This window comes from Candidatus Saccharimonadales bacterium (assembly GCA_039928925.1).
Classification (GTDB): Bacteria; Patescibacteriota; Saccharimonadia; order Saccharimonadales; family Saccharimonadaceae; genus UBA6022.
The window spans coordinates 253707-266462 of record JBDSSF010000001.1 but is presented as its reverse complement, the minus strand read 5'-3'; the positions used below and the strand labels follow the sequence as shown (position 1 = coordinate 266462).

General features: G+C 42.5%; 13 protein-coding genes. 3 read left to right on the top strand and 10 right to left on the bottom strand.

Annotated elements, in window-relative coordinates; genetic code table 11:
• Positions 1-30: 30 nt before the first annotated feature.
• The gene (locus ABIS22_01395; protein MEO7740551.1) at positions 31-471 is read left to right on the top strand and encodes a hypothetical protein; all 441 of its coding nucleotides are present in this window, start codon (positions 31-33) and stop codon (positions 469-471) included.
• Positions 472-473: 2 nt separating this feature from the next.
• Here ABIS22_01395 and ABIS22_01390 read toward each other — a convergent pair whose 3' ends face one another.
• Positions 474-2096: a GspE/PulE family protein gene (locus ABIS22_01390; GenBank protein MEO7740550.1), complete on the bottom strand. Its 1623-nt coding sequence runs from the start codon at positions 2094-2096 to the stop codon at positions 474-476.
• Positions 2097-2151: 55 nt separating this feature from the next.
• On the opposite strand from ABIS22_01390, the gene ABIS22_01385 reads away from it, so the two are divergent.
• Positions 2152-2643 (top strand): TrmH family RNA methyltransferase, encoded by a 492-nt coding sequence (locus tag ABIS22_01385; protein ID MEO7740549.1) that lies wholly within the window; start codon positions 2152-2154, stop codon positions 2641-2643.
• A gap of 45 nt (positions 2644-2688) precedes the next feature.
• The gene (locus ABIS22_01380; protein MEO7740548.1) at positions 2689-3168 is read left to right on the top strand and encodes a hypothetical protein; all 480 of its coding nucleotides are present in this window, start codon (positions 2689-2691) and stop codon (positions 3166-3168) included.
• A gap of 75 nt (positions 3169-3243) precedes the next feature.
• Here ABIS22_01380 and dnaE read toward each other — a convergent pair whose 3' ends face one another.
• The 9 genes from dnaE to ABIS22_01335 all read right to left on the bottom strand — a co-directional run bounded on the left by dnaE (position 3244) and on the right by ABIS22_01335 (position 12717).
• A complete protein-coding gene (dnaE, locus tag ABIS22_01375) occupies positions 3244-6972 on the bottom strand; it encodes a DNA polymerase III subunit alpha (GenBank protein MEO7740547.1) in 3729 nt (1242 codons plus the stop codon).
• A 59-nt stretch (positions 6973-7031) separates the two neighbouring features.
• Complete coding sequence (locus tag ABIS22_01370; protein ID MEO7740546.1) at positions 7032-7325, bottom strand: DUF5665 domain-containing protein; 294 nt, start codon at positions 7323-7325, stop codon at positions 7032-7034.
• Between the two features lie 65 nt (positions 7326-7390).
• Entirely contained in the window at positions 7391-7711 is a 321-nt protein-coding gene (locus ABIS22_01365; GenBank protein MEO7740545.1) for a YtxH domain-containing protein, read from the bottom strand.
• A gap of 13 nt (positions 7712-7724) precedes the next feature.
• Complete coding sequence (locus ABIS22_01360; GenBank protein MEO7740544.1) at positions 7725-7973, bottom strand: hypothetical protein; 249 nt, start codon at positions 7971-7973, stop codon at positions 7725-7727.
• A 130-nt stretch (positions 7974-8103) separates the two neighbouring features.
• The gene (gene gatB / locus ABIS22_01355) at positions 8104-9543 is read right to left on the bottom strand and encodes an Asp-tRNA(Asn)/Glu-tRNA(Gln) amidotransferase subunit GatB (protein ID MEO7740543.1); all 1440 of its coding nucleotides are present in this window, start codon (positions 9541-9543) and stop codon (positions 8104-8106) included.
• Positions 9543-9962, bottom strand: coding sequence for a hypothetical protein (locus ABIS22_01350; protein MEO7740542.1), 420 nt, complete (start codon positions 9960-9962; stop codon positions 9543-9545). The genes gatB and ABIS22_01350 overlap by 1 nt, the downstream gene beginning before the upstream one ends.
• Complete coding sequence (gene gatA, locus ABIS22_01345) at positions 9962-11338, bottom strand: Asp-tRNA(Asn)/Glu-tRNA(Gln) amidotransferase subunit GatA (GenBank protein ID MEO7740541.1); 1377 nt, start codon at positions 11336-11338, stop codon at positions 9962-9964. Before gatA ends, ABIS22_01350 begins: the two co-directional genes overlap by 1 nt.
• Before the next feature lie 2 nt (positions 11339-11340).
• A complete protein-coding gene (gatC, locus tag ABIS22_01340; protein ID MEO7740540.1) occupies positions 11341-11631 on the bottom strand; it encodes an Asp-tRNA(Asn)/Glu-tRNA(Gln) amidotransferase subunit GatC in 291 nt (96 codons plus the stop codon).
• A gap of 150 nt (positions 11632-11781) precedes the next feature.
• Positions 11782-12717: an SPFH domain-containing protein gene (locus tag ABIS22_01335; GenBank protein ID MEO7740539.1), complete on the bottom strand. Its 936-nt coding sequence runs from the start codon at positions 12715-12717 to the stop codon at positions 11782-11784.
• Positions 12718-12756 lie beyond the last annotated feature (39 nt).

Here is a 12756-nt window from a genome sequence, read left to right as displayed (position 1 = left end):
CAATCAAAGTAACCTGTGAGGAACTAACCTATGATACATACAGAACATTATCCAACTGTTGGAGACGTGGGAAATCACATAATACCTGAAGGTAGTCTTGCCGAAACAGCTGGATTCGTTGATTACGGTGACCATACGGATCTTATCGAAGTTTTTAGTGATGACGCTGCTGGCAATAGCTTTAATTTCAGAGGTCTCCCTGAACATCTTACGACCGATGGTCCACAAACGCTTGTCATCCGTGACAATTTCGAACCGGACTTCACTGACATGGTAGATGGTCAGTATGGCCAGGGACCACTTTCACCAGAGCTAAAAGCTGTTAAACTACAGATAATAAACCGTGAGCGATATCTTGTAGCAGCTGCAGCTGGCCTTATGAGACTTCGAGATGGTGATTACTGGACCAATGTAGCGACACCCAGCCGTTTATCTGAATATAATTTTGATCCCGAAACAATCCGAGATTAGTCTTAGATAACTCGGCTTATTTCTTCAAGTGTAGTTTCACCGCGAAGAGCAGCGAGCACTCCAACTTGAGTAAGCGTGACTAAGCCATTTTCTTTGGCGACTTTTTCTATTTCATCAGTGTTCACGTCTTTTACGTCACCTCGAAGAAACTTTTGAATATTTTCGTTGACCACCATCTGCTCCATGATCACAATACGGCCTTTGTAGCCAAATGGTGCCTCTTCGCTGGGCTTTGGTCGCCATAACTTAAAGTTGTCAAAATCTGGCTTCTCGACATCACTTGGTAAGTTCTCTAGAACACTTCGAACATAATTACGTGTCGCCTCATCAGGGTCATATTCTTCTTTTGAGTCATCATACAATCTACGCACAAGACGCTGCGCAATAACAAGACGTATGGCCGAACTAAAAATCGGGTTTGTGCCGATCAAATCAATCATTCGACTAAAAGCAGCGCTTGTTGAATTTGCGTGAAAGCTTGAGAGGACAAGGTGGCCAGTGATTGATGCCTGGATAGCTGTTTTTGCTGTATCAACATCGCGAATCTCACCAACCATTACAACGTCAGGATCAAGACGAAGTACGGCACGAAGTCCATCGGCAAAGCTTTGACCATGCGTAGTATCGATTGGTATCTGCGAGATACCAGTAAGGCCATACTCGATTGGGTCTTCAAGCGTAATAAGCTTTCTATCACTCGTGTTTAGTGCGTTGAGCATGCTATAGAGTGTCGTCGACTTACCTGATCCTGTTGGGCCCACCATGAGTACCATACCGCGTGGGTGTTTTATAACTTCATCAATTTCATGACGCTGACGCTCAGGAATGCCAAGAAGATCAAGGTTTAATAAGCTCTCATCAAAGTTGAAGAGACGCATGACGGCATCTTGTCCGTAGATCGTTGGTACTGTTTCGATACGTAGATTGAGAAGATGGGTTGCACCATCTCTCGTAATTTCTCGTTGCATGTGACCTGATTGTGGAGTCGTTGCAGCAATAGATATATTGGCCCTTGAGCCAAGCGCACCCATAAGTACACGGTAACGATCTTTTTCAAGGTCAGCTACAGGATGAAGTGCACCATCGATACGCATACGAACACGTATGTAAGTTCGTTCGTTTTCAATATGAATATCACTTGCGCCCAATTTGTCTGCCTGGTCAATGAGATAATCGAATACCCTGTCTGTACTTACAGAGTTTAGTGTCTTGCTCACCTCGCTAATTGTGTCACTGTCACCTTCTTTGGCTATCTCGATATCATCATAGATAACTTCTTTTGGTGGATCATAGCGATTCATGAATGCCTTGAATCCACTACCACTGATCAGGAAGAACTGAATGCTATCACCGCGGTCACTATAGGCTGTATGCATAGATTTAATAAGTGACTGAGGCGTCTGGCTCGTCACGCCAAATCTGAATGCTTCGCCGTTACTCCCAGCAATCAGTGGAACAATATGACCGTTATACATCTCCTGAATTGCCAGTATGCCGTCAGTCAGTGAAAGATTATTTTCAATTTCACGCGTATCAAGATACTGCAGCCCAAGGATAGCTGCACGCTCACGAGTTGCGTCCTCGTCGTGCTGGCGACGGGTTAACTGTATTTTATCTTCGTCCATTAACTATGACTATAGCAAAAAGCTAATGGTTTTTATAGTGGTATAATGACTTGAAATGCCACAAGTTATAGTTATTGCTCACAATATTAGATCTACTCATAACGTTGGTGCTATTTTTCGTACTGCGGAGGGATTTGGTGTTTCAAAAATTATCTTGAGTGGATACACGCCTTACCCAAGACTGAAATCTGATACTAGATTACCGCATATTGCTGATAAGTTAACGGCACAGATTCATAAAACTGCGCTTGATGCAGAAATGATAGTCCCATTTGAGTATCAAGAGAACCCAGATATTGAAACATTACGCCAGGATGGCTACCGTATTGTCGGGCTTGAGCAAGACGCGCGAAGTATCATGCTAGCAAAATACAAGACTCCTGGTAAAATTGTCCTCTTACTCGGCGAAGAAGTAGAGGGTATTACGGGTGATCTAAGAAACCAATGCGATGATTTAATAGAGATACCTATGCAGGGTCAAAAAGAATCATTCAACGTCAGCGTAGCGACAGGTATTGCACTCTACGGGCTGTTTACAAACCCGTAACGCTTGCTGCAGCTAATTATTAGAGATATAATACCGCTATTGTCCATGTACAACCAACCAGAGGAGATGTCGGCAATGACCTTTTCAATCGAGTTCAACGGTAATGGACTTGCAATTGATAGAGGGGTGAATTTCAAGGTAGGTGCTCAGGTCACAACCAGTGAGGGTGTTTTTTTTCTCACAACAATGACTGTCCGAAGCAGTGCCCATCACCTCAGATCAATGATGGAGCGACATTTCGCGATTCCGCTCGATAAGCTGCCGGATAGTATTCAGAGATGGGTAAGGCAGCTCCTTACGGTTATCTACGAAATCCAACGCGCTCAAGCTGACGATGAGGTAGAAAGTGCCGAAACTCGGACAGTACCCCTAGACTATCGAGTGCCCGTTGTTGGCACATCTTTCGGTCGAGGGGGCTCTATCCTGAGAAAAGGTGATCCGCTTCGAATCATCATGATGCGTGGTACGCCACTCGGTGAATATCGGTCACTCGGTGTAATAGATAAATTCGAACTGATCGACTGACCAAGATGGATTGGAACATATGACAAACGCTCCGCCTGTCACGTAGAGTAAAATACTCCGTGGAGGTGGAGTATTTTATTTTAAAACGACGCAGTCTTCGCCAATCTGTTTTACAAGCTTTCCAATTAGATCAAGCTCAGCGTTAACCTTAAAAGGCATCTTGATAGCTGACTTCTTGTCAGCACCAAGGACGAGGACAATATCTACATTACCTGGATATTCACTACATACACGTTTTAATGCGATAAGAGCTTCATGATCATCTGGGTTTTTAATATGTACATACACTTTCTTTGCAACTGGGCTATCCATCATAGGTCTTGGCTTTTCAGCTACAGATGTTGGCGGCAATGAGCTACTGGGTGCACTGATTGTCTTTCCAGTTTGCTTAGCTCTATGCTCAGCAACGCGCATTGCTTTTACTTTTGTACTCATTTTGGGCGCATCCATCTTGCGTCCTGTTGATTCGTACGTGCGTAATTCTTCGTCACTCACAACAACGACTTCATCAGCGATCATTTTTGCATCAGTGCCAAGATTACCGTCTCGGTCCCTTGCACTAATTTTTCCTGTGACACGGATAACAGCGTCCTGAACTAACTTTGCGCCGACAAGTTCATATAGATTTGGAAAGATGATAACTTCCCCTTCACTCGTCTTATCTTCAATTCCAACAAACGCCATTTTCGTACCTGACTTCGTTACAATACTTCGTACTGTACTAATTAGTCCACCAATTGTTGCCTTTTTCCCGTCAACATCTGGCGTCATGCGCATGAGTGGAATCGTCTGTTCTTCAAAATATGCATCGTAGTTATCGAGAGGGTGTGCGCTAATATACAGACCAAGTAGCTCTCTCTCCCAAGTGAGTCGTTCTTTATCTGTATGTCGCGCAGGGGCTGATTGGAGCGTAACGGTCGGTTGAATCGATCCCATATCTCCAAGACCACCAAATAAATCAGTCTGGCCACTGAGTGCTTCTTTTTGAACTTTACTCGCAAATGCCTGGATGGTTTCAAGGTTGAATAGAAGATCGGATCTATCGCCCATCGCATCAAAACCTCCTGATTTAATAAGCGAATCCCATGCCTTTTTATTAAATCGTGATGTTGTGACGCGTTTGGCAAAATCTTCAATTGAGTCGAACTTACCGTTTTCACGAGCACGAAGAATTTCTTCGACTGCACCGACGCCCACGCCTTTTATTGCCGCCATTCCAAAACGTATTTTATTTTCATTAGGGACAATAGCAAATTCCACAAATGACTCATTTACATCTGGTGACATGACTGTTATTCCCATATGCTTACACTCAGTAATTTCAATTGCGAGTCGGTCAATGTCATCTTGATCACTGGTCATAAGCGCAGCCATGAATGCATCTGGGTGATGAGCCTTAAGATAGGCAGTCCAATAGCTTATCAGTCCGTAGCAAGCAGCGTGGGACTTATTGAAACAGTAGTTTGCAAACTCCTCTAACTGATCCCAAAACTTCTCAGCTGTCGCCTTATCAGCACCACTGTGCTTAATTGCCCCGTCCACGAAATCAACTTTGACCTTACGCATCAAATCAATCTTCTTCTTGCCAACCGCTTTTCGTAGCGTATCTGCCTGACCACCAGTAAACCCACACCAATCTTTACTGATCTGCATAAACTGCTCTTGATAGACTAGGATACCATACGTACTTGATAGCGCAGGTTCCATTCCTTGGTGAAGATAACTAATTGGCTCCTGACCATGTTTACGTTTGATAAAACTGTCAATAAACTGCATAGGCCCAGGACGATAGAGAGCCACCATTGCAATGATGTCTTCAAATGCTGTTGGTTTTAGCTCACGTAGGTATCGCTTCATACCAGCTGATTCTAACTGGAATACACCCGTTGTATCGCCTCGCTGGAATAGTTCGTATGTCTTAGCGTCATCTAGTGGGATTTTTGATAAAATAATATCTTCTTTATATACCTTTTTGATAATACGAAGAGCATTATTAATAATAGTAAGATTTGACAGACCTAAAAAGTCCATCTTAAGAAGGCCAAGCTCTTCAACAGGGTTCATGGAGTACTGGGTTGAGACAACTCCTTTTTGTGCCATCTCAAGAGGTGCATAGTTAACAATGTCATCAGGTGCAATAACTACACCTGCAGCATGAACACCATGCGAGCGAATCGTACCTTCAAGACGAACTGCATAATCAAACACTGTCTTTGCAGTAGGATTCGTTTCATACTCACGCTTTAAGTCAGCATCGTCAACAATACTCCTGCTAAGTGGAATATGGCGCCCCTGGACAGGTGGAGGAATCATCTTGGACAATCGGTCCGCCTCCGCATATGGAACTTGTAGCACGCGTGCTACATCTCTTACAGCAGCACGTGCAGCCATTTTTCCAAATGTCACGATGTTTGCTACTCGTGATGATCCATATTTTTCAGCACAATATGCTATTACCTCGTCTCGACGGGTGTCTTGAATATCAATATCGATATCAGGCATTGAGATACGATCTGGATTTAAAAATCGCTCAAAAAGAAGATCGTATTTTAATGGATCGAGATCTGTAATATTAAGTGCATAGGCAATAATTGATCCTGCAGCCGACCCACGTCCAGGTCCAAAAATAATACCTTGTGCTTTACCCCAGTTAATAAAATCTTGGACAATAAGGAAATATCCGTTATATCCCATTTTTTCAAGAACAGACAGTTCCATATCAAGCCTATCTCGTACTTCATCACTAAGTGTTGGTCTTATCTCGCTAACCGTTAGTGTACTCGCCTCTTCCTGTAATTTGTCGCCGTAGCGTACAGCGAGCCCCTGATAAACAAGCGTATCAAGATATGACTTTTCCGTTTCTCCCTCAGGAACTGGGAATGTTGGAATAAGAATACCGCCAAGTTCGATCTTCACTCTACAACGATCTGCAATTGTTTTTGTATTCATCACCGCGCGTGGATTAGTAATGCCCCATCTGGAGATTATATCTACAGGGTCGGCTACATGAAGTTCAAAATCTTTTAAGCTCATGCGCTTTTCATCCGAAAGAAACGCGCCAGTTCCTACGCAGAGAAGAATTTCATGTGCATCTTGGTCATCGTGTGAAATATAATGACCATCGCTCGTGACAACGCATTCGATATCAAGTTCCTCGGCTAAGCGTTCAAGGTGTTTATTAATACCGACTTGAACATCCCACTGGGCTGGACTATTAGGATGGCCGTGATCTTGTAGTTCTAAGTAATAACGGTCCCCAAATACAGACTTATACCAACTCGCTATCTTTTTTGCTTCTTCATAATTGTCGACTCTTAACTGCTCACCAAGCTCACCGCTTGCACATGCTGAAAGAATAATAAGACCTTCATTGTACTGCTCAAGTAGCTCATGATCGATACGCGGTTTGTAGTAAAAGCCTTCAAGATTTGCTTTTGAAGATAAGATCATAAGATTCTTATACCCGGTCTCATTCATTGCAAGAATGATGAGGTGATATCGAGCTTTGTCCTTAGCTGGATCACGATCATGTCTTGACCTTGTGGCAACGTAGGCCTCCATACCAATGATCGGCTTAATTTCTTGATCATTTGCGGCTTTATAGAATTCAATAGTACCCGACATCGTACCGTGATCTGTGATCGCCACCGCCTCCATGCCCATTTTCTTGACAACAGAAACAAGCTCGTCAACCTTCGTAAGCCCGTCAAGAAGACTATGGTGTGTATGATTATGTAAATGAACATAATCCGCTGGTTGCAGCTGTGTTTTTACATCAGCGCTAGTTTCAATTTCTACCCCCATGGCTCCATATAGTATAGCGTTTTTAATGATTATTTGTCTGTAGTAAAATCAGATGATGCTTATTTTTGTACTTTATGAACGGTATCGGTTAACCCGCCAATGAAGTCATTCAATGCTGGAAACCAGCCTGTAAATACATTCAATATCCACAATAGTAACGCAACAAGTAGTGTACCGCCCAAGACACTTCCAAGTCCGAAAAATAATCCACGGACAAAGTTAATCTTATAGATATTTACTCGGTTCCTATTAAAATCCATAAATAATTCTTCAAGCATATCGTGGCGTGCGCCATTTTCGTTATCTCGTTTGAATTTACTGAGGATACCCATTTTCTTCTTTTTTTCGGCCATATAACTCCTTAGAAAATATGGCACGCCTGAAATATTATCAGACGTGCCATACTAATTAGATAGATTTAGCGTTTTGCGTTAAAACCTTTTTTAGCACCTTCGACAGCACCATTGATTGCATTTTCGCCACGTACTTTGTATTCTTCTGTCTTAGAAACAACATCGTCTACTACTTCAGTTGCCTTTGCTTTGACATCATGGGCAACTTCTGTTGATTTGTTTTTAGCTACATCTGCTTTTTGAGAAGCTTCTTTTTTTAGTTCGTCTGCTTTTTTCTTAATATCAGCTCGTGTCTCTTTACCTGCTTTTGGTGCCGTAAGAAGGCCAGCAACAACTCCTGCTGCTGCTCCAACTAGTGCTCCGAGTGCGAATTTTCCTTTTGACATAACTATGTTCTCCTTATTTCTTACTTTTTGTAAATTTCTTAAATTGCTTTGTTAATAATCCTATAAGAAATACTGGTGACGTTGCCTTTGAGACATTCGCAACAACTGATTCGATATTTTCGGCTGCACGCTGTGCGGTCGAAGTAACCGATTTAATTTGCTGCGTGACACGAATCAGCATGACAATCAATATGATAGCGAGTAATATAAAAATCGCCAAGAAAATTGAAAGGATTATAACTAGTATTTGTGCCCAATCCATTAAATAACTCCTTTCATTATGTGTAATCTATAAGATTGATTCACATAATTAACTATATCACATGTTGTTTACAGTGTGAAAACAAGCAGTTTAAAAATTCTTTTAAAGGCCAACCTGAGAGGTAAAACTGCTACAATCTTTCGCGTATTAACTTCTGAGCAAGTGCTGGATTTGCTTTGCCTTGTGATTTTTTCATGATTTGGCCGACTAAAAATCCGATGACCTTATCGTTACCGTTCTTAATATCCTCAATCGCTTTTGCACTTGCTGGATCTGCAAGAACTTCATCAACAATGAGTCCAATTGCGCCTTCGTCACTAACCTGAATTAGGTTCTTTCGCTCAGCCACTTCGCGCGGTGATTCATTGGATGTCTGCATTTCAAAAAATACGTCTTTTGCGGCTGTCGAGCTTAACTCGTTTTTGTCTACCATTTCAGCTAAGTCAACCAATTTGTCATCAGATATTGATATTTTATCTGTTAAGACATCTTCATCGGTCACCGTCATGAGTAGCCATAAAGCTGAACGGCGAGCCGCACTCTCGCCAGCATTTTCTAAAATACGCTGTACTGTTTCGGCAAGTGACTTAGATATCAAAAGAGCATTTACAACTGTGCTATCGAGATTCATTTGTTTCCATGACTGGCGGTAAAATGGCGGAAGCTTCGGCACAGTTGCCTGGATTTCTGTAATTTCCTCATCAGATAAGATAATCGGTGGAATGTCAGCATCAGGCATGTAGCGGTAGTCCTGCGCATCTTCCTTGGATCTTTGTGAGTTTGTTTTTTGGGTTGCTTCGTCCCAACCACGAGTTTCTTGAACAACTTTATCACCATGGTCTAGGAGCGCTGCTTGACGACGAAATTCGTACTCGGCTGCCTTTTCAACGCTTTTGAATGAGTTAAGGTTTTTAACTTCAGCTCGTTTTCCAAGCTCAGTGGCACCTTTTGGCGCAATTGATATGTTAACGTCAAAGCGCATATTACCGTTGTAAAGATCGCCGTGTGTAACCCCCGCATATGTCATGAGTCGGTATAGCTCAGTCGCAAATGCTTTTGCCTCTAAAGCTGAGTGCATATCAGGCTCAGAAACAACCTCTATAAGTGGGGTGCCCGCTCGATTAAGATCAACAAGACTGTGATCAGAAAAATGAGTTAACTTACCAGCATCTGTTTCCATATGTGCGTGATGAATTCTTACCGTCACCTGTGACCCATCTTCAAGTGGCGCAGTCACGCTACCGGCTAAGATAATTGGATGATACATCTGTGTAATCTGGTAACCGTTTGGAAGATCAGGATAAAAATAGTGTTTTCGATCAAATCGGCTAACACGTGCAATGTCACTTCCGAGCGCTTTACCTGCTTTAATAGCCAGATTTACAGCTTCTCGATTGAGGACAGGGAGCATACCTGGAAGACCAAAATCAATTGGGCTCACGACACTGTTCGGTGTTTTATCACGTGCGTCATTGTCTGCACCACTAAATAACTTAGTTGTTGTTGCAAGCTGAACATGGCACTCAATGCCAATCGTCATATCATATTTCTGTAATAATTCATCTGTCATTAAATTGCTCCTAGATCTTTAAGCGCCTGCTTGAAACAACCGAGTGCGCTACGCGCTTCGTCGTATGATACACGCACATCAGATTCGTGAGCGATCTGATTACGTAGCTTATGAGCACGCCAAACACCATCTCGGCTTGTCCATTTGTCATGGGCAGACTTCATACGCTCACCCATTGTCTGCCCCCTATATCCTCGCTCACGGAGCGCTTGATCAAGTAACTTGTCGGCGTTAAGCACTGCTAACTGGCAACTACTTGGTTCATCACGTTTTAATTGTTGCTCGATGGCAAGCCATTTTACACGGTATTTATCAACATTTAGTGGTGATCCGCCGCGCTTTGTTAGGGTGATAACAGCAAAAAGAATAGCACCAACAACAAGTATTGCAACAAAGAAAAATACTACTGAACCATCCATTACACAGTCTCCAATGACTTCGCGAGTGCAAGTAGTGCAGCATCACTTTTACGCGCACCAATAAGTTGGACACCGACAGGAAGGCCAGAGCTCGTCATCCCTGATGGAACACTTATTGCAGGTAAACCTGCAAGGCTAGGCGGAACGGTCATGATATCTGCAAGATACATTTTAATTGGGTCACTCGTGTTTTCACCAAGTCCAAATGCGGGTGTTGGGCTAACAGGGCCAAGAAGTACATCGTAGGTTTTAAATAGATCATCAAATGCCTCGATAAGGAGTGTGCGAGCTTTTTGTGCCTGCAAATAATATGCATCGAAGTAGCCGCTTGATAATACATAGCTCCCGATCATAATACGACGCTTATTCTCTGTAACAAATCCTTCATCACGGCTTTTACCGTATAGTTCTGCAAGCGTCTTAACTCCTTCGGCACGGTGGCCGAAGCGGATTCCATCATAGCGAGCAAGATTACTGCTGATCTCCGCAGGAACAATGATGTAATACATTGCAAGCGTATGTGCAACGATAGGTAAACTGATTTCCTCGACTGTATGACCATTTGCTCGTAGTTTTTCGACATATTCTTCCACCTGAGTACGGACATCCTCATCAACATCAGATGTCATAAATTCTTTAATAATCCCTATTTTCTGTCCAGGTTTTGTTTCTGTAAGCGGCTCAAAGAAATCAGTTAGCGTAGTCATATCACGATCATCACGACCAGCCATAATACTCATCACCAGCTCAGCATCGCTTGCACTTGCAGTGAAGCAGCCAATAGTATCTGTACTACTTGCCATTGCGACAACGCCGTAACGACTGACTGTACCATAGGTAGGCTTTACTCCAATGACGTTATTAAAACTAGCAGGTTCACGAATCGAGCCACCCGTATCACTTCCGAGCGCAAATGGAACAATGTCAAGAGCCGTGACGACTGCTGATCCACCGCTACTTCCACCAGCAACTTTAGTTTGATCAAATGCGTTTTTTGTCGGGCCAAAAGCTGAATTTTCCGTACTGCCACCGTGAGCAAATGCATCAAGGTTTGCTTTGCCGATGCAGATAGCTCCTTCAGCTTCAAGTTTTTCTACAGCAGTTGCCTGGATTGGAGCCATAAAATTTTTTAGCATGTGACTGGCAGCTGTCGTTGGCGCACCAAAAGCAAGAAAATTATCTTTTACGACAAAAGCAATACCAGCGAGCTTACCAGTGATAGTTCCGGCGTCAACCGCATCAGCACGTTCAAGCGCTCGTTCTTCAGTTAGGCTAAGTAGTGCATGGTACTCGTCATAACTCTTTGCTCGATCAATTGCTGCCTGAACACGGTTACGTGTCGTATCACCTGTTTTTAAATAGTCAGAAATAGTCATAATTATAATACTTTCGGTACTTTAACTTGATTTAGATGGCTTTCAGGAGCTAACTCGAGTAATTGCTCACGACTAACGCCATAGTCAATAACGACGTCATCACGCCATACGTTTTCTAAGTCAGTCACCTGATATGTTGGCTCCACTCCTGAAGTGTCTAGTTGGCTAAGTTGCTCAACGTAACCTAGAATGTTACCAATATCAATTTGCAGGCTGTCAATTTCATCATCGGCAAGCTGCAAACTACTTAGCTGCGCTAAATGCAGCACGTCATCTCGCAGAATTTGTGTCATATGATTATTATAACGTAATTTTGATTCAGCCACTACCTTTTAATAATCTAAAAACAGTAGTTAAACGATCAATTATGATTACTATTGAAACAAACTAATATACTGCACGTGATGTATCTAAAAGCTAGGATGTAGATTATTTAGTTAAGCTCAACGTCCAGAGCCTGGCTTTTTTGGAGTAGCGTCATCACTAACTTTAGTTACCTGATTAGCTGTAATCATGGCTGTACGCATTTGCTCAGAAAGATCTGACATACCTGCAGGTGAGTGTGGTATAAGAATCGTATTTGTCTTACTTGAAAGACCAATATCTTTTATTGTGTCAAAGTACTGTGTCATTAGAACCAAATTCATAACATCCTGTGCATTCGTGCCTTCGACATTTTTGCTAAAGTTCTCAACTGAGTCTTTAAGTCCATCTATAATCGCGCGACGTTGGTTTGCAATACCCTGACCTTGTAGCGCTTTACCTTCAGCTTCACCCTCAGCAGCTTTTACGACACGAATCTTATCTGCTTCTGCTTGCTGAATTGCTGCTTCGCGCATACGCTGAGCAGCATTAATTTCGTTCATACTTTGCTTCACTTTAGCGTCTGGATCAATATCTGTGACAAGCGCTTTCATGATGCCGTATCCAAAATCATCCATAACAACATCAAGTTCAGTTTTAACAGCTGAAGCAATTTCGTCTTTCATCTGGAAAAGTTCATCAAGATTAATCGTAGGAACACGTGCGCGAACGGTATCGAAAACGAATGATGTGATCTGCATTTCTGCATTTTGCAAACGATAAAATGCATCGACAACTTTAGCAGGTAATACGTAGTACTGAACGCTAACGATAACAAATACAAAGACGTTGTCTTTAGTTTTAGTTTCAACCCGAACATCAAGTTGTTGCACGCGGAGATTCACCCGGCCAGCAATTTTATCAATAATAGGGATTTTAACATTTAAACCAGCCGTGCCTACCCGTTTGAATTTACCAAATCTTTCAACAAGTGCAGCGGTTTGTTGACCAACCGTAAAGAACATACCAAAAGCTAAAATGATAAGTATGAAAATAATAACACCAATTGTAAACACGCTTTTTCTCCCTATTTATACTAAGCTTATAATACCATA